Genomic DNA, 17,511 nt, shown 5'->3' with positions numbered 1-17,511 from the left:
GCCGGTAACCGGCCTGGCGAGGTCGTCGTCGGGCGAGACCGGTCACTCCGCGGGATCGAGGCGGTCCTGCGCGGGCACCGTGGTGCCGCGCAGCCCCGAGGCCTCCCAGGCGCGGCGCCGCGCACCGTCGGGGTCGTCCTCGATCCGGGACGTCGGGGCGAAGACCATCGTGCGGCGGGCGGCGGCGTCGTACGCGGGCCAGGCCGCGCCCGGGCGGCCCGATCGCGCGAAACTCAGCCAGTGGTCCTGCACCTGCGTCTCGATCCGGCGGGCGGTGGCTCGATCGCCCAGGGCGAGCACTCCGGCCCGGCCGCTGTAGGCGCCGAACACCGCCAGCAGCTCGGTCGCGTGGGTGGCGCCCAGGCGGGCCAGGCGCATCGCGGTGGGCACGTAGTCGTAGCGGTACATGAAGGTGGGCGCGAACCGGCTGTGCGCCTGCGCGATCGGCACCGACGGTGCCCAGAAGATCTGATCGCCGAACAGTCGCCGCCAGGCGGCGCGGCCGGGGAAACCCGCGTAGGCGGCGCCCACGGCCCGCAGTTGTTCGACCGTCGACTCGATGGCCCGCGCCATCGTCTCCTCGTCCGGCTTCGCGAGATCCCCACTGCGCGTGAACATCGTGCCCTCGTCGCGGTTCGTGCCGATGATGAGCGGCACGCGGGCGCCGCGACCCGCCGCGATCGCGGCGAGCGGATCCTCGGGGAGGTAGTCACCGTCGATCACCGGCCCGAAGGGCACCACACCGGGCTGCTGCCGTTCCGACTCACGCACCAGCCGGTGTGCGGTACGCGAGAGGGTGGTCGCATCCGTGCCGAGCCGGGACGGGCCGCCCAGCAGGTCGACGAAGGCGCGGCCCCGCGACCGCGCGAGCTCGCGGTCCACGGTGAGCAGCGGCGCGGAACTCTGCGCGATCGCGCGGTGGAACAGTCCGTGCGCGGCGGGTGTCGCGAGCAGCGTGGTGACGGCGTTGGCGCCCGCGCTTTCGCCGAAGACGGTGACATTGCCGGGGTCGCCGCCGAAGGCCGCGATGGTGCGCTGCACCCACTGCAGTGCCGCCACCTGATCGCGCAGCGCCAGGTTGCCGTCGATCGGCCGCTCGGCGGTGGAGAACTCGGTGAGGTCCAGGCAGCCGAGCGCGGCCAGCCGGTAGTTGATCGACACGAAGACGGTATCGCCGCGTTCGACGAGTGAATTCCCCAGGTACAGAGGAGTTCCCGAGCTTCCCATGAGGTACGCGCCGCCATGGATGAAGACCATCACCGGGCGCGGTGCGGCCGCCGGAGCCGCCGGGGTCACCACGTTCAGCGTCAGGCAGTCCTCGTCCACCGGTTGGAACTCGCGCAGGCCCACCGGCGTCTGCTTCGGATGTTGGATGGCCGCATTGCGGAAGTCGTCGGCCTCGCGCACCCCGGACCACGACGGTGCGGGGCGCGGCGCCCGCCAGCGCAGGGCACCCACCGGCGGCGCCGCGAAGGGGATGCCCCGCCACGACAGCACCCCGCCGCGCAGCACACCGCGAACGGCACCCGACTCGGTCTCCACCACGGTGTTCACGCCGCCGATTATGCCCGCGATCGGCTCGGCCCGGTTCTACGCGTGGAACTTCTCCCACGCCCGCCGCACCTCCGGAGCCGGGTCGTATTCGACCCGGCTGCGGTCGTCGATCACCAGCGTGGCGCGCGAGGTGCCGTTGTACGTGGGCCACTCGCCGGCCGGACGGCCGGTGCGCGCGAAGGTGATCCAGTCCCGCTGCATCCCGTCGGAGACCCGCATCGCCACCCGCCGGTCGCCCAGCGCACCCATCACCCAGCCGGTGATCCCGTGGTACACGCCGAACACCGCCATCAGCTCCGTGGCGTGAGTGGCGCCGTAGCCCAACAGGTCCAGCATCTTCGGGGCGAAGTCGTACCGGTAGAAGTAGGTGGGCTGATGCTTCGAATGCGCCTGGCCGATCCGTACCGAGGGTGCCCAGAACATGTAATCGCCGATCATCCGGTTCAGCGCGTTCACGCCCGGGTAGCCGGGATAGGACTTCGCCAGCTCGTCCGCCGTGGCCTGGTCCACGCCGAGCGTGTGCGCCACCCGGTCCGCGGACGGCTTGCCCATCCCCGGCATCTTCGTGAACAGCGTGGCCTCGGTGCGATTGGTGCCGATGATGAGCGGGACCTGCGCGCCCCGTCCGGCCGCGATCGCCGCCTCCGGATCCTCCGGGAGGTAGTCACCGTCGACCGTGGGACCGAAGGGCACCACGCCGAGCTGTTCCTGGTTCAACGCGGCCATCAGCCGATTGCCGGCCCGGCCCAGCTCCTCCGTCGAGGCGGAGTCGAGATTCTCCGCGCCGCCCAGTAATTCGACGAACTGCTGACCGCGGCCGCGGGCGAGGGCCGCGTCCACCGTGAGCCCCGGCGCGGAACTCTGCGCGATCGCCCGGTGGAACAGCCCGTGCGCGGCGGGCGTCGCGAGCAGCGTGGTGACGGCGTTGCCGCCCGCGCTCTCGCCGAAAACGGTCACGTTGTCCGGATCGCCGCCGAACTCGGAGATGTTGCGGCGCACCCATTCCAGCGCGGCCACCTGATCGCGCAGGCCCAGATTCCCGTCGATCGGACGCTCATCGGTGGAGAAGTCGGTGAGGTCCAGGTAGCCCAGCGAGCCCAGCCGGTAATTGATCGAGACGAAGACCACGTCGCCCCGCGTGACCAGGGAGTTGCCGTAGTACAGCGGCGTCGCCGAACTGCCCATCAGGTACGCGCCGCCGTGGATGAAGACCATCACCGGGCGAGGCGTGGTGGTGGGCCGCGCGGGCGTGACCACGTTGAGGGTCAGGCAGTCCTCGTCGGTCGGCTGGTACTCGCGGAAACCGATCAGCGTGTACTTCTTGTTCTGCGGCGCCGCCGCGGAGAACTCGGTGGCCGCGCGCACGCCGTCCCAGGGCTGCACCGGCTGCGGGGCGCGGTAGCGCAGCGGACCCACCGGCGGCTGCGCGTAGGGGATGCCGCGGTAGGTGTGCACGGCGCCCAGATCGAGGCCGCGCAGGGCGCCCGCGTCGATGCGGACCTGCGGGCCGTCGGCCTCGGCGCGGGTGGGATCGTCGGTGGCGGCGCTGGTCATGCGGAGTCTCCGTCGGTCGGGGACGCGGAACCGCCGGCGGCCGCCACGAGCGCCGCGATGTCCTCCTCGAAGGCGCGCACGATCGGCCACGGGTCGGGCACCTGCTTCTTGCAGGCGATCACGCCCACGTTCAGTGTGCCCTCCTGCGAGAAGACGGTGATGTTCAGGCCTGCCCCGTGGAAGACCGGGCCCAGCGGGTACATCGCCTGGATCCGCGCACCCAGGAAGTACAGCGGGAAATCGGGGCCCGGCACATTGGAGATCACCAGGTTGTAGATCGCCGGGTGCAGATCGGGCAGGTTGTTCTCGCCGTACAGCTTCGCGCCCACCCGCATGATCGTCGGCGGGGCGAACTGGGCCCACGAACGCAGCAGGTTGTCGTCGAGTTCGCCGTGATGCTCCTTCGACGTGGCCACCCGGTCGCGGATCGCCTGCAGCCGCCCGACCGGATCGTCGACATCGGTGGTGAGCCGGGTGAACATGCCCGTCACCTTGTTGGTGCCCTCGGTGAGGGTGGCGCCGATCTCCGCCTCGTGCACGGACACCGGGATCATCGCCACCAGCGGCTGCTCCGGCAGCTCGCCCCGGTCGTGCAGGAACCGCCGCAGGGCGCCCGAACAGGCCGAGAGCACCACGTCGTTGACCTTGGTGCCGAAGTGCTCCTTGATCCGCTTCACATCGTCGAGCGGGACCTGGGTGAAGGCGATCGACCGGTGCCCGGTGATCGCGCTGTTGAGCGACGTGCGGGGCGCGCTGAACGGCGCCGGCATCGCCTCGCCGCGGCGGGCCCGGGTGAACCACTTCACCGGCACCGGCAGCGTGCGGGGGAGCAGCGAGACCAGCGATAGCGGCCGCATCAGCACGTTCTTCGCACCGGAGGTGGCGAGTTCGAGCAGCGGGGCGCCGCCGGTGGAGCGGCCCACCATCTCCGGGTCCAGTGGGGGCGGCTCGGGGGTCAGCGAGCACAGCTGCGCCATCAGGCCCGCGCCCGTGACCCCGTCGACGCCCGCATGGTGCATGCGCAACATGATGGCGATCCGGCCGCCGGACGCCGGGAGCGGAGCGAGCGGGTCCGATTCAGTGCCGGCCAGGCCCTCCATCACCCACATCTCCCACAGCGGCTTGCTGCGGTCCAGGGGGAGGCCGGCGATGTGCGCACACAGCTCCGCCAGTTCCTCGCGGCCACCCGGCGCCGGCACGGCCACGCGGTGCACGTGCGCCTCGATGTCGAAGTTCTCGTCCTCGATCCACACCGGGTGATCGACGTTCATCATCGAATCGTGCAGCCGCCGACGGAAGGCGGGCATCGCGGTGATCCGCCGGGCCAGCTCCGAACGCAGGTCCTCGAACCGGTACCCGCCGTCCACCGTGCTCGGGTCGAGCTCGAGGATCCCCGAGACGTGCATGAGCTGTGACCTGGACTCCAGGTACAGGAAGGACGCGTCCAACCCGCTCAGGCGCTCCATCGAGACTCCCCTCACTCGCAGGTTCCCCCGATGGAACCTGTTCCAGCATAGTGGCGGCTTCGGCGGTGCCGAACCGATTGCGGTTCCCCGTCCGGATGGCGCAGGTCGGTCGCAATCGGGCGTTCTCCTACACCCTGTAGTTGACGACTTGCTTCGGTTTGGGACACTGGAGGTCGTGAGTTCTCCCCATACCCCCGAAGCGGTCCCGGCCAGCGCCGCGCTCTTCGCGCGCGCCGCACGTTCGATCCCCGGGGGCGTGAACTCTCCGGTGCGCGCGTTCTCCGCGGTCGGCGGCACCCCGCGGTTCATCGCCTCCGCGTCCGGATCGACCCTCGTCGACGCCGACGGCAACCGCTACGTGGACCTCGTCGCCAGCTGGGGACCGATGATCCTGGGCCACGCCCACCCCGCCGTCGTCGAGGCCGTGCAGCGCGCGGCCACGTCCGGCCTGAGCTTCGGCGCCCCCACCGAGGCCGAGGTCGCGCTGGCCGAGGAGCTCATCGCCCGGGTGGCCCCCGTCGAGCGCGTGCGCCTGGTGAACTCCGGCACCGAGGCCACCATGAGCGCGGTGCGCCTGGCCCGCGGCGTCACCGGCCGCAGCAAGATCATCAAGTTCTCCGGCTGCTACCACGGCCACGTGGACGCCCTGCTCGCCGACGCCGGCTCCGGCGTCGCCACGCTGGGCCTGCCGACGAGCCCCGGCGTGACCGGCGCGCAGGCCGCCGACACCCTGGTGCTGCCCTACAACGACCTCGACGCCGTGCGCGAGGCCTTCGCGAAGTACCCCGGCGAGATCGCGGCCGTGATCACCGAGGCCGCCGCCGGCAACATGGGCGCCGTGCCGCCGGTGCCCGGCTTCAACATCGGCCTGCGCGAGATCACCCGCGCCGACGGTGCGCTGCTCATCCTCGACGAGGTCATGACGGGCTTCCGCGTGAGCCGCGCGGGCTGGTACGGCCTCGACCCCGTGGACGCCGACCTGTTCACCTTCGGCAAGGTCATGTCCGGCGGTCTGCCCGCCGCGGCCTTCGGCGGCAGCGAGCACGTGATGAACCACCTCGCGCCGCTCGGCCCCGTCTACCAGGCCGGAACCCTCTCCGGGAACCCCGTCGCCGTGGCCGCCGGACTCGCCACCCTCCGTCACGCCACCGACGACGTGTACGCCACGCTCGACGCCAACTCGCAGCGCCTGGGCGGCCTGCTCGGCGATGCGCTCACCGCCGAGGGCGTGCGCCACCACGTGCAGTACGCGGGCAACCTGGTCTCGGTGTTCTTCGCCGACGGCCCCGTCACGAACTACGACCAGGCCAAGGCCGCGGAGACCTTCCGCTTCGCGCCCTTCTTCCACTCCCTGCTGGCGCAGGGCGTGTACCCGCCGCCCAGCGCCTTCGAGGCCTGGTTCGTCTCCGCCGCCCTCACCGACACCGATTTCGAGACCATCGCGGCGGCCCTGCCCGCCGCCGCCCGCGCGGCCGCCGCCGCCCAGCCGCAGAGGTAGAGGCCCCCATGACTGCGCAGCCCCAGACGAACCAGACGATCGTGCACGTGATGCGGCACGGCGACGTGTACAACCCGGAGGGCATCCTCTACGGCCGCCTCCCCGGCTTCCACCTCTCCGAACGCGGCCGCGAGCAGGCCCAGACAGTGGCCGACGCCCTCGCCGACCACGACATCACGCAGGTCTTCGCCTCCCCGCTGCAGCGCGCGCAGGAGACCGCCACCCCGATCGCCGAGAGCCACGGCCTCACGATCATCACCGACGACGAGCTGATCGAGGCCGGGAACCAGTTCGAGGGCCTCAAGGTGTCCGTCGGCGACGGTGCCCTGCGCCAGCCCAAGCACTGGGCCAAGCTGCGCGACCCGTTCACCCCGTCGTGGGGCGAGCCCTACCTGCAGATCGCGCACCGCATGCTGGGCGTGGTCGACATCGCCCGCGAACGCGCCGAGGGCCACGAGGCCGTGATCGTGAGCCACCAGCTGCCCGTGGTCACTCTGCGCCGCTACCTCGAGGGCAAGCGGCTGTGGCACGACCCGCGCAAGCGGCAGTGCTCGCTCGCCTCGCTCACCAGCCTGATCTACGAGGGCGAGGCGCTGGTCGACCTCGTCTACTCCGAGCCGGCCGGCGCGTCCGACCCGAAGGTGACCGGAGCGTGACGCCCGGCCGCCGAGCGGGCCGGCGGGTAGCGGCCGCCCTGCTGGTGGGGATGCTCGCGCTGTCCGGCTGCACGCAGTACAGCGACCGGTCCGCCGAGGGCGGCGTGATCGCGCCCGGCGGCAAGCTCGAACAGTTCTACGAGCCCGCCAAGCGCAGCACCGTCGGCGATCTGTCCGGCCGCAGCGTGACCGATCCGAACACCACGCTGTCGCTCAAGGACTACGAGGGCAAGGTCGTGGTCATCAATGTGTGGGGATCGTGGTGTGCGCCCTGCCGGATCGAGGCGCCCGAGCTGGAGAAGGTGTACGTGGCCTCCAAGCCGCGCGGCGTGGAGTTCCTCGGCATCAACGTGCGCGAGACCGCCGGCGACGACGCGGCCCGCGATTTCATCGACTCGTTCAAGCTCACCTACCCCTCGATCTACGATCCGCCGGGCAAGACACTGCTCGCGATCGGCGAGCAGTACCCCACCACCGTGGTACCGATGACCTTCGTCCTCGACAAGCAGCACCGGGTGGCCGCGGTGTACCTCACCACCGTCGGTGAGAAGGAACTCACCGGCACCCTCGACAAAGTGCTCGGGGAGCAGTGATGGGGCAGGCCTTCGCGGACGCGGCCGTCTCCGGCCCGCTGCTCATCGCGCTCGCGGCGTGCGCGCTGGCCGGGCTGGTCTCCTTCGCGTCCCCGTGCATCGTGCCGCTGGTGCCCGGCTACCTGTCCTACCTCGCCGGGCTGGTCGGCGCCGAGGCGCCCGCCGCCACCATTGACGAGGCGAAGGCGGGTGCCCGCGCCGGACGGTGGCGGGTGATGGGCGCCGCGATGCTGTTCGTGGGCGGATTCACCACCGTCTTCCTGTTGATGACGATGTCGGTGTTCGGGCTCGCCACGTCGATCCGGCTCAACGCCGATGTGCTGATGCGGATCGGCGGCGTGGTCACGATCATCATGGGCCTCGCCTTCATCGGCCTGGTCCCGATGCTCGAACGCGATGTGCGGTTCGCGCCGAAGCAGTGGACCACCCTCGCGGGCGCGCCGCTGCTCGGCGGCGTCTTCGCGCTCGGCTGGACCCCGTGCATCGGCCCCACGCTCGCCGGTGTGATGTCGGTGGTGGTGGGCACCGACGCCGAGCCCCTGCGCGGCGCCGTGCTGATCATCGCCTACTGCGCCGGTCTCGGCCTGCCCTTCGTGATCCTCGCCCTCGGGTCCACGGTGGCCGTGCGCGCCGTCGGCTGGCTGCGCCGTAACTCCCGGCGGATCCAGGTCTTCGGCGGCGTGCTCATGATCGCGGTGGGCGTCCTGCTCGTCACGGGCTACTGGGCCGACCTCGTCGACCTGGTACGCCGCCTGTTCGTCTCCAACACGGTGATGCCGATCTGATGACCACACCCACGAAGCAATCCCTGCCCGGACGGATCGTCGCGACGGTCCGCAACACCTGGCGCTCGCTCACGTCGATGAAGACGGCGCTGGTGCTGCTGTTCCTGCTGGCGCTCGCCGCGATCCCCGGCGCGCTGCTGCCGCAGCGCGACATCAGCCAGTTCAACACCAACGAGTACATCAAGCGGCACGGCTCGCTGGGCCAGCTGATGGACAAGCTGCAGCTGTTCGACGTCTTCAAATCGGTGTGGTTCACGTCGATCTACGTCCTGCTGTTCGTGTCCCTCGTCGGGTGCATCCTGCCCCGCATCCTGGAGCACTTCCGGGCCCTGCGCACCGCGCCGGTGGCCACGCCGCGCAACCTCGGACGGCTGCCGCGGCACACCGTCCGCGAGACCGATCAGGATCCGGAGCAGGCCGCGCAGACGGTGCTCACGAACCTCCGCGGGTGGCGCAAGATCAGCCGCCCCGGCGGGGCGAGCGATCCCGACGGCACCGTGACCGTGTCCGCCGAGAAGGGCTACCTCCGCGAGGCCGGCAACCTGGTCTTCCACGCCAGCCTGCTGGGCGTGCTGCTGGCCATCGCCATCGGACACCAGTTCGGCTACGAGGGCTCGCGCATCGTGATCCAGGGCGACGGCGGTTTCTGCAACAGCCCGTCGAACTACGACACCTTCCGCGCCGGGCCCCTCGTGGACGGCACCGGCCTGACCCCGTTCTGCCTGCAGGCCGATCAGGTCGAGGCCACCTTCCTGCCGAACGCGCAGCCCGACATGTTCCGCACCAAGGCCTCGTACCTCGATAAGGCGAGCATCGACACCAACGCCTGGAAGCAGTACGAGATCGAGGTGAACAAGCCGCTGCGGATGGACGGTGTGCGGGTCTACATGACCGGCCACGGCTACGCCGGCACCTTCACCGTGACCTACCCGAACGGCCAGACCCGCACGCAGACCATGCAGTTCGCGCCGCAGGACAAGATCTACTTCCTGTCGTCCGGCGCGCTGCGGTTCGATCCGCCCGGCGGGATGTACGGCACCGAGGACGAGCGCCGCACCAAGCAGCTCGGGATCGAGGGCCTGCTGGCCCCCACCAAGCAGCTCGACGGGACGCTGCTCACCTCGCGGTTCCCCGCCGCGAACGATCCCGCCGTGGCCATCGACATCTACCAGGGCGACACCGGCCTCGATACCGGTAAGCCGCAGAACATCTTCTCGCTCAGCCGCGATCAGATCGACTCGGGCCGCCTGGTGAAGAAGGCGCGCGTGAACCTGGACGCGGGCCAATCGACCACGCTGGAGGACGGCACGCAGGTGCGGTTCGACGGGGTGAAGAACTTCGCGGCCCTGCAGGTGAGCCGCGATCCGGCGCAGATGTGGATCCTGTTCTTCGCGATCGGGATGCTCGGCGGGCTGATCGTCTCGCTCACGGTGAAGCGGCGGCGGGTGTTCGCCCGGCTGACCCCGCGCGACGGCGGCGGTACCGTGGTGGAGATCGCCGGGCTCGCCCGCACCGATCTGGCCGGGTGGAATGAGGACTTCGATGCCCTGGCCGACCGGGTCGTGGGCAGCACGGCGAGGCCGGTCCCCGCGCGGGAGCCGGACGTGGAAAGGGCGAAGTAAATGGGACCCGTTATCGACGAGACCATGGCCGGATACTCCGACGTCATGTTCACCAGCGCCGCCGCGATCTACGCGTTCGCGATGGTGCTGCTGGTGATCGAGCTGGCGACCTCACGGGTGGACAGCAGCGCCGCGCGTGATCGCAGCCGGGAGCTGGTGGCCGCGGGCGGCGCACCGATCGCCACCGCCTCGACCCCGGGCGTGGTGGTCGACGACGGTGCGCGGCGCAGCAAGTCCGAGCGGTTCGGCCGGATGGGCTACGCGGTGGCCGCGGTGGGGCTCGTGCTGCAGCTGGCGTCGATCGTCACGCGCGGTATGGCCACGGGCCGCCTGCCCTGGGGCAACATGTACGAGTTCGTCTCGATCACGTGCGCCGGTGCGGTCCTGGTGGGCCTGGTGATGCTGCGGAGCAAGGAGACCCGGCCGATCCTGGTGTTCGTCCTGTTCCCCGTGCTCATCCTGATGTTCGTGGCCGAGGGCGCGCTGTACACGGACGCGGGGCCCGTGGTGCCCGCCCTGAAGTCGTACTGGCTCGCGATCCACGTCACGATCGTTTCGATCGGCTCCGGGATCTTCCTCGTGTCCGGCGTGGCGAGCCTGCTGTATCTGATGCGCCGCCGGTACGAGCGGCCCGACGGTTCGCTGGACGCCCCGGACAACGCCTACGGCCGGCTGCTCGCGGCGCTGCCGTCCTCGCAGGTGCTCGACCGCGTGGCCTACGGCACCGTGATCGTGGCCTTCCCGCTGTTCAGTGCCGGCGTGATCTGCGGCGCCATCTGGGCCGAGGCGGCCTGGGGCCGGGCCTGGGGCTGGGATCCCAAGGAGACCGTCTCGTTCGTCTCCTGGGTGGTGTACGCCGCGTATCTGCACGCCCGCGCGACGTCGGTGTGGCGCAAGGCTGCGCCGTACATCAACATCTTCGGTTTCATCACCATGATGTTCAACCTGTTCTTCATCAACTACGTCGTCTCGGGCCTGCACTCGTACGCCTGACGCCGCCCGGCCGAGAAACCGGAAAGGGCGCCGCCTCCCCGTGGGGGAGCGGCGCCCTTTTCCGTAGCTGTACGACTACTGGGTTGTGTTTTGATTCAGAAGAGCAAAGACCTCGGAGGCGCGGAAGCGACGGTGCCCGCCGGGGGTTCGGACGGAGCCGAGCAGGCCCGCGCCGGCCCATCGGGTGACCGTTTTGGGGTTCACGTTGAACAGCGCGGCCACCTGGCCAGGCGTCATGAGTCGTTCGGCCTGACGCGGCGCAGCAGCACGGGGATCGCCGGGGCGCTGGACGGTGTTCGGGTGTGCGATGGTCATGGTGCCCAGTATGCAGCGATTTGCCCGAGTACTCGAACCTCTATGCAAGTGTCAAGAATTGGTAAAATCGTATTTCGGACCTGGCGTATCCTGAGGGACGTGACTGACACCCCTGACGCCGCCGGCGCACCGTCGAAGGCGACGACCGACGCCGATGTGCGCAACGCCAAGCGCGCCCTTGCCCGCGACATGGTTCTGTACACGCTGTTCCGGCTCGGCCTGGTGGCGGTGATCGCGGCGGTCTTCTACGGGATCGGCACCCTGGTCACCGACGAGGTGCCTCTGATCCCGGTGTTCCTGTTCGCGCTCGTGGTGGCGATGCCGCTGTCGATGGTGGTGGGCAAGGGCCTGCGCAACCGTGTGGCGCAGAGCGCCGCGGTGATCGACGACCGGCGCCGCGAGCGGCGCGACGACTTCCGGCGGCGACTGCAGGGCGTCGACGAGTGAGCACCGCGGTCTGCGACCGGAGTGAGGACCGCACCTGGGTGCACAACGCGATCCGGCTGATCGAGGCCGATGCGCGGCGCAGCGCCGATACCCATCTGCTCCGATTCCCGTTGGGGGAGTGGGCGCGTGGCGTGCAGCTGTACCTCAAGGACGAGACCACGCACATCACCGGGAGCCTCAAGCACCGGCTGGCGCGGTCGCTGTTCCTGTACGCGCTGTGCAACGGCTGCCTGCGCGAGGGCACCACGGTGATCGAGGCCTCGTCGGGATCGACGGCCGTCTCCGAGGCCTACTTCGCCAAGCTGCTGGGGCTGCCCTTCGTGGCGGTGATGACGCGGTCCACGAGCGCGGCGAAGGTGGCGCTGATCGAGCGCGAGGGTGGCACCTGCCATTTCGTGGATCGGGCCGATCAGGTGTACCTGGAGGCCGCCCGGCTCGCCACGGAGACCGGCGGGCACTACCTGGACCAGTTCACGCACGCGGAGGCCGCCACCGATTGGCGCGGCAACAACAACATCGCCGAGTCGATCTTCTCCCAGTTGGCACTGGAGGATCACCCCGAGCCCGCGTGGATCGTGGTGGGCGCGGGTACCGGCGGCACCTCGGCCACGATCGGCCGCTACATCCGGTACCGCCGGCACGCGACGCGGCTGTGCGTGGTGGACCCGGAGAACTCCAGTTTCTTCCCGGCCTACGACAGCGGCGATTTCTCGGTGGAGACGGGGAAGTCCTCGCGCATCGAGGGCATCGGCCGCCCGCGGGTGGAGCCCTCGTTCATCCCGGCGATCGTGGACCGCATGGTGGCGGTGCCGGACGCCGGTTCGATCGCCGCCGCGCGCGTCGGTTCCGCGATGCTGGGCCGGCACCTCGGCGGGTCGACGGGCACGAATCTGTGGGGTGCGTTCGGTGTGATCGCCGAGATGGTGGCCGCGGGCGTTTCCGGCAGCGTGGTCACCTTGCTGGCCGACGACGGTGACCGCTACCTGGACACCTACTTCGACGATGCGTGGGTCGCGTCGAGCGGTTTCGACCTGATCCCGCCCACGCTCACCATCGAGCGCTTCCTCGCGGACGGCACCTGGCGCGAGTAGTCGTGGGCCCGCGGGCCGGGTGGGGCAGTATTGCTCTCCGGAAGTCATGCGTGGCGCGCATGGCTGAGATATCGCAGGCCAGAAGCTGTTTCGAGCGTCGATGTCATGCGTGGGACGCATGGGCTGGTATCGAGCCCGCGCGATGCTCGTCGGGTGGGCTCACGCCACCCATGCGTCCCACGCATGGGCATCGGGCCGAAAACAGCCGCTGAGCTGGTGTTTCCCTTCCATGCGTCGGGCGCATGACCTGTGGGTGGAACAGGTCCCTTGGAGGAGCGATCGAAACTCGTCGGTGGGCGGCGGTACCGTCTCGCCATGTCCGATATCGAACGTTTGCGGGTGGTGGCGACGGTGGCAGGCACCCACAGCATCACCGAGGCCGCGCGGGTGCACGGCATCGCCCAATCGACGGTGTCCCGGTCGGTGGCGGCGGCGGAGCGGCTCGTGGGCTTCCCGCTGTTCCGGCGGGACGGGGTCGGCGTGCAGCTCGCCGCGGGCGCGCGCCCGGCGATCGTTCTCATCGAACGGATCGTCGCGGAATTCGATGCGCTGCGCGGTATGAACGAGACGCGAGCGGCGGCGATCAGGATCGCGCACCGGGAGGAGATCACGCTTCCGGGCGTGCTCGACTCCGCGGTCGTGCGATGGAACAGGGAGAGCAGCATTCTCGCTCTTCCGGTGGTGCACACCGATCCGATCGCGGCGCTCCGTGCCGGCGATGCGGAGTTCGCCGCGGTGTGGAACTCGGCCGGACTGGTCGAGGGCGTCGCCACCGACGTCCTCACGCTCACGCGCGCAGGGAGGCTCGAGCTCCTCAGCCCGATGGACCCCTCGCCGGAGGGACGCGCATTCCTGCGGTTCGTGCGATGACCGGCTCCGCGAGCCGGGCCTAGCGGTTCCGGGCGCCGGATCTAAGCGCCGGATCTAAGCGCCGAGGAACAGCCCCACCGCATCGCCGATCGACCACACCAGCATCGCCAGGCCGGTCTGCGCGAGGGCGGGGATCAGAGCGGGACCCTGGCCGCCGCGCAGCACCGGCAGCGCTGCGCGCACGGCGAGGGGGAGCGAGAGCAGGCTGAGCAGCGCCCACGGGGTGGCGACGGCGGCGATCGCGAGCCCCAGCGCCGTGGGCACCGCGACCAGGATCCCGAACAGCACACGGGTCTTCGAGTCGCCGAGACGCACGGCGAGCGTGATCTTGCCCGATTCGGTGTCGGTGGGGATATCGCGCAGGTTGTTCGCGACCAGCACGGCGGAGCTGTACGAGCCGATCGCGCACGCCGACAGCACGCCGGTCACGTCGATCCTGCCGGCCTGCACGAACTCGGTGCCGAGCACCGCGACCAGGCCGAAGAAGACGAACACGGCGACCTCGCCGAACCCCTGATAGCCGTAGGGATTCTTACCGCCGGTGTAGAACCAGGCGCCGGCCACGCAGGCCAGGCCCACCAGGATCAGCCACCACGCCGAGGTGAGGCTGAGGATCAGGCCCGCCACTCCCGCGACGCCGAAGCACGCGAACGCGGCCCGCTTCACCGCCTCTGGCGAGGCCAGCCCCGAACCGACCAGCCGCAGCGGGCCCACCCGGTCATCGTCGGTCCCGCGGATGCCGTCGGAGTAGTCGTTGGCGAAGTTCACGCCCAGGATCAGCGACAACGAGACCACCAGCGCCAGCAGCGCCTTCCACCAGACGGCCTCGCCGAGGTACCCCGCCGCTCCCGTACCCGCGATCACCGGGGCGATCGCGTTGGGGAGCGTGCGGGGTCGTGCTCCTTCGAGCCACTGCGCCGGGGTTGCCATGCTTGCAACCCTATAGCGGGGCGGTGCCCCGTCGGCCTCGGGGCGGGCCGGTCAGAGGACCCCGGTCAGAGGACCTCGGTGTCCAAGTCCAGCGTGGTGCGGTCCAGCTTCGCGAGCAGGTCGAACTCGGTGAGCGCCTTGGGCAGCTCGTACGCGAAGAAGTACTGCGCCGCGGTCCGCTTGCCACGGTAGAAGGCATCGTCCTTGGCGGTGCCGTCCTCGTCGATCGTGGCCAGCGCCTGGTCCAGCCACAGCCACGCCACCACCACGTGGCCGAGCCCGTCGAGATAGGACGTGGCGTTCGCCAGCGACAGCGCGGGATCGCCGGCGCCGCCCACGGTCATCGTGACCTCCAGTGCCCGGCCCGACGCGGCCCGCAGCTGCGTGGCGAGATCGGCCAGCTCCGGCACCGCGGCGGCGCGGGCGGCGGTGGCCTCGATCCGGCCCAGCAGCGCGCCGAAGGAGGCGCCGCCGTGCTGCGCGACCTTGCGGCCGAGTAGGTCGAGGCCGTGAATCGCCTTGGCGCCCTCGTGGATCGCGTTGAGCCGGTTGTCCCGGTACAGCTGCTCCACGTTGTAATCGCGGGTGTAGCCGTAGCCGCCGTGGATCTGGATGGCGTACTCGTTGGCCTTGAGGCCGAACTCCGACGGCCAGCTCTTGATGATGGGCGTGAGGAAGTCCAGGAGCCGTTCGGCGGCCTCGCGGCTGGCATCGTCGGGCGCGGTGTTGGCCTCGTCGATCAGGCGCGCGGCGTACAGCGTGAGGGCGAGCCCGCCCTCGGCGAAGCTCTTCTGCGCCAGCAGCATCCGCCGCACGTCGGGGTGATCGATGATCGGCACCTGCGGACCGTCGAAGGCGGTCACGGGACGCCCCTGCACGCGCGACTTGGCGTACTCGAGCGACTGAAGGTACGCGGTGTACGCGATCGAGGAAGCGGTGTAGCCCACCGCGATCCGCGCCTCGTTCATCATCTGGAACATCTGGATCAGGCCGCGGTTCTCCGCGCCCACCAGGTAGCCGGTGGCGCCGCCGCCCGGCTGCGGATGGGTGCCGTCACCGAAGGCGAGCAGGCAGTTGGTGGTGCCCTTGTTGCCCATCTTGTGGTTCAGGCCCACCAGGGTCACGTCGTTGCGCTCGCCCACGGAACCGTCGTCGTTCACCAGGTACTTGGGCACGATGAACAGGGAGATGCCCTTCACCCCGTCGGGCGAGCCCGGGACCTTGGCCAGCACGAGATGCACGATGTTCTCGGTCATCTCGTGATCGCCGCCGGTGATCCACATCTTGGTGCCGGTGATGCCGTAGGTGCCGTCCTCGCGGCGCTCGGCGCGCGCGGTGATATCGGCGAGCGCCGAACCGGCCTCGGGCTCGGACAGGCACATGGTGCCGGTGAACCGGCCCTCCATCATCGGCTCCACGTACAGCCGCTTCTGCTCATCGGTGCCGAACGAGCGGATCACGTTCGCATTGCCCATGGTGAGGCCGGTGTACACGGCGGTGGGCAGGTTGGCGGCGTTGAGCCAGGCGAAGGTGGCCTTCGCGACCACCGAGGGCAGGCCGATGCCGCCCTCCTCGGCGGGGATCTCACCGGTCAGCAGGCCCGAGTCGAAGATGGCCTTGATGCCCTCGGCGGTCTCGGACAGCGTCACGACCTTGCCGTCGGGTCCCACGGTGGGCTCGTGGGCGTCGGCCTCGCGGTAGTGGTTGGAGAGCTTCTTCACCGAGACCTCGGCGGCGAGGTCCAGGGCGGCGTCGAAGGTCTCGCGGGAGTGCTCCGCGTACCGCTCGTGCTTGGTGAGTTCTTCGGCGCCGAGCCACTCGTAGACCAGGAAGTCGATGTCACGGGGGTTGAGCAGCGGGGTCTGCGCTGCGATGTTCTGCTTCAACTCGGGGCTCCTGTGGGTGAGTGGACGCCAGCAATTCTACACATTTGTAGATTCCTGTTCCGCCCAGCCGGAGCGCGTGATCTGCTACCGCCGGAGCCAGGCCTGCGACTGCTGCTTCGCGAGCGACACCAGCCGGTCGAGCCCGAAGTTCATGTCGAGCAGGTGGGTGCCGAACAACGGTAGCTCGTTGATCGACTGCGGCACCGTCATGGTGATCCGATACATGCTGTGCCGGTTCACGTATTCGCACGCGCCGGTCCCGCGGCCGCGGCTCACCGTCCACGTGCTCGCCGAGGTGGGTGTGCCGTCGGGGAAGGTGGTGTAGCCCATGAGGGTCGAGATGATCCCGAAGGCGTAGGGCTCGCTGGGGACCGTGACCCCCACGGGCCCCGTCTCCCCGGACAGTGGCCCGGGGTCGGTGCACGCCACCCGGTACCCCGGACCGCGCGGCAGGTCCATGGTCTGCGAGAGCAGATCGATGTCGGTGTTGCCGAACAGTGAGATCACCGGTGGCACCAGATCCGTGGAATAGCCCACCACGCAGCCGAACTGGCCGCGGCGCGTGCACAGGGGCAGGTTCTGGAAGTCGCCGCCGGTGGTCGATCCCTCGGCGGTGGTCACGTTCCCGCCGATCAGGAATGCGCCCACCACGCGATCCCGCACGGCGGGCGTGCGATCGACCTCCTCGCGCAACAGTTTGCGCAGCATCATCGTGCCCTGTGAGTGCCCGAGGAAGACCACGCCGCGGCCCTTGTTGTCGCGCGCCAGGTACTCGCGCCAGGCATCGCGCACCGCGGTGTACGCGGTCTGCACGGGCTGCTTGAGCTGCAGCAGCATGGCGGGCGAGAGGCCCGTGATCGTCATCTGCGGATAGATCGGGGCGAACACGCGGCACATGCTCGAGAAGCGCGCCGCCTGGAAGCGCGCGATCGAGTCGACCTCGGGCATGCGCACCGGATTCGCGTTGGGGGCCACCTGATTCGTGACCGTGGGATACACGTAGAAGCAGTCCACCTGCTGGTCCGCGGCGCTCGGCTTGGGCGGCGCGGTCACCCTGCCGGTGCCGAGGTCGGTGGTGTCCGTGGGCAGGGTGCACGGGTTCGCGGTGCCCGGGCGGCACATCCACACGGTCGACGGTGCGCCCTCCGCGACTCCGGCGGCGAGGCTCGTCGCCAGCGCGCAGGTGAGCAGTGCCGCCGCGATTCGCCGTCCGATACGTGTGAGGGACATGGGTTGATCGTATTCCGGCAG

General features: G+C 70.0%; 16 protein-coding genes. 9 read left to right on the top strand and 7 right to left on the bottom strand.

The annotated features are described in order from the left end of the window. Window positions 1-42: 42 nt before the first annotated feature. The 3 genes from ABD108_RS04640 to ABD108_RS04630 are packed head-to-tail and all read right to left on the bottom strand — an operon-like array spanning window position 43 to window position 4,574. Entirely contained in the window at window positions 43-1,554 is a 1,512-nt protein-coding gene (locus tag ABD108_RS04640) for a carboxylesterase/lipase family protein (protein WP_343929558.1), read from the bottom strand. A 36-nt stretch (window positions 1,555-1,590) separates the two neighbouring features. Beyond that, window positions 1,591-3,108: a carboxylesterase/lipase family protein gene (locus tag ABD108_RS04635; protein ID WP_343929556.1), complete on the bottom strand. Its 1,518-nt coding sequence runs from the start codon at window positions 3,106-3,108 to the stop codon at window positions 1,591-1,593. Further along, a complete protein-coding gene (locus tag ABD108_RS04630) occupies window positions 3,105-4,574 on the bottom strand; it encodes a WS/DGAT/MGAT family O-acyltransferase (protein WP_343929554.1) in 1,470 nt (489 codons plus the stop codon). The genes ABD108_RS04635 and ABD108_RS04630 overlap by 4 nt, the downstream gene beginning before the upstream one ends. A gap of 175 nt (window positions 4,575-4,749) precedes the next feature. Between ABD108_RS04630 and hemL the strand changes: the two genes are divergently transcribed. The 6 genes from hemL to ccsB are packed head-to-tail and all read left to right on the top strand — an operon-like array spanning window position 4,750 to window position 10,721. Next, window positions 4,750-6,072, top strand: coding sequence for a glutamate-1-semialdehyde 2,1-aminomutase (gene hemL / locus ABD108_RS04625; RefSeq protein WP_220656605.1), 1,323 nt, complete (start codon window positions 4,750-4,752; stop codon window positions 6,070-6,072). An 8-nt stretch (window positions 6,073-6,080) separates the two neighbouring features. Beyond that, a complete protein-coding gene (locus ABD108_RS04620) occupies window positions 6,081-6,728 on the top strand; it encodes a histidine phosphatase family protein (RefSeq protein WP_343929552.1) in 648 nt (215 codons plus the stop codon). After that, on the top strand, window positions 6,725-7,321 hold the full coding sequence (locus tag ABD108_RS04615) for a TlpA disulfide reductase family protein (RefSeq protein WP_255585520.1): 597 nt from the start codon (window positions 6,725-6,727) through the stop codon (window positions 7,319-7,321). Before ABD108_RS04620 ends, ABD108_RS04615 begins: the two co-directional genes overlap by 4 nt. Beyond that, complete coding sequence (locus ABD108_RS04610; RefSeq protein ID WP_343929550.1) at window positions 7,321-8,106, top strand: cytochrome c biogenesis CcdA family protein; 786 nt, start codon at window positions 7,321-7,323, stop codon at window positions 8,104-8,106. The genes ABD108_RS04615 and ABD108_RS04610 overlap by 1 nt, the downstream gene beginning before the upstream one ends. Beyond that, entirely contained in the window at window positions 8,106-9,728 is a 1,623-nt protein-coding gene (gene resB, locus ABD108_RS04605) for a cytochrome c biogenesis protein ResB (protein ID WP_343929548.1), read from the top strand. Before ABD108_RS04610 ends, resB begins: the two co-directional genes overlap by 1 nt. After that, on the top strand, window positions 9,729-10,721 hold the full coding sequence (gene ccsB, locus ABD108_RS04600) for a c-type cytochrome biogenesis protein CcsB (protein WP_220656601.1): 993 nt from the start codon (window positions 9,729-9,731) through the stop codon (window positions 10,719-10,721). Window positions 10,722-10,796: 75 nt separating this feature from the next. Here the strand turns inward: ccsB and ABD108_RS04595 are convergent, their stop codons facing one another. Next, complete coding sequence (locus tag ABD108_RS04595) at window positions 10,797-10,958, bottom strand: BldC family transcriptional regulator (RefSeq protein WP_019200932.1); 162 nt, start codon at window positions 10,956-10,958, stop codon at window positions 10,797-10,799. Between the two features lie 177 nt (window positions 10,959-11,135). Between ABD108_RS04595 and ABD108_RS04590 the strand changes: the two genes are divergently transcribed. From ABD108_RS04590 to ABD108_RS04580, 3 genes are all read left to right on the top strand, one after another. After that, window positions 11,136-11,483 carry a DUF4229 domain-containing protein gene (locus ABD108_RS04590; RefSeq protein WP_255585519.1) on the top strand — a complete coding sequence of 116 codons (348 nt, stop codon included), beginning with the start codon at window positions 11,136-11,138 and terminating at the stop codon, window positions 11,481-11,483. Continuing rightward, complete coding sequence (cds1, locus tag ABD108_RS04585) at window positions 11,480-12,574, top strand: L-cysteine desulfhydrase Cds1 (RefSeq protein WP_220656599.1); 1,095 nt, start codon at window positions 11,480-11,482, stop codon at window positions 12,572-12,574. Before ABD108_RS04590 ends, cds1 begins: the two co-directional genes overlap by 4 nt. A gap of 315 nt (window positions 12,575-12,889) precedes the next feature. Then, window positions 12,890-13,444 carry a helix-turn-helix domain-containing protein gene (locus tag ABD108_RS04580; protein ID WP_305110161.1) on the top strand — a complete coding sequence of 185 codons (555 nt, stop codon included), beginning with the start codon at window positions 12,890-12,892 and terminating at the stop codon, window positions 13,442-13,444. A 54-nt stretch (window positions 13,445-13,498) separates the two neighbouring features. Here ABD108_RS04580 and ABD108_RS04575 read toward each other — a convergent pair whose 3' ends face one another. The 3 genes from ABD108_RS04575 to ABD108_RS04565 all read right to left on the bottom strand — a co-directional run bounded on the left by ABD108_RS04575 (window position 13,499) and on the right by ABD108_RS04565 (window position 17,490). Continuing rightward, window positions 13,499-14,374: a 1,4-dihydroxy-2-naphthoate polyprenyltransferase gene (locus ABD108_RS04575; RefSeq protein ID WP_220656596.1), complete on the bottom strand. Its 876-nt coding sequence runs from the start codon at window positions 14,372-14,374 to the stop codon at window positions 13,499-13,501. A 65-nt stretch (window positions 14,375-14,439) separates the two neighbouring features. Continuing rightward, on the bottom strand, window positions 14,440-16,260 hold the full coding sequence (locus tag ABD108_RS04570; protein ID WP_343929546.1) for an acyl-CoA dehydrogenase: 1,821 nt from the start codon (window positions 16,258-16,260) through the stop codon (window positions 14,440-14,442). An 84-nt stretch (window positions 16,261-16,344) separates the two neighbouring features. Then, window positions 16,345-17,490 carry a DUF3089 domain-containing protein gene (locus tag ABD108_RS04565; RefSeq protein ID WP_343929544.1) on the bottom strand — a complete coding sequence of 382 codons (1,146 nt, stop codon included), beginning with the start codon at window positions 17,488-17,490 and terminating at the stop codon, window positions 16,345-16,347. Window positions 17,491-17,511: the final 21 nt, after the last annotated feature.

This window comes from Tsukamurella strandjordii (assembly GCF_039525985.1).
Lineage (GTDB): Bacteria > Actinomycetota > Actinomycetes > Mycobacteriales > Mycobacteriaceae > Tsukamurella > Tsukamurella strandjordii.
Note: the sequence above shows the minus strand (reverse complement) of the source record. Positions and strands in the feature narration are given on the sequence as shown.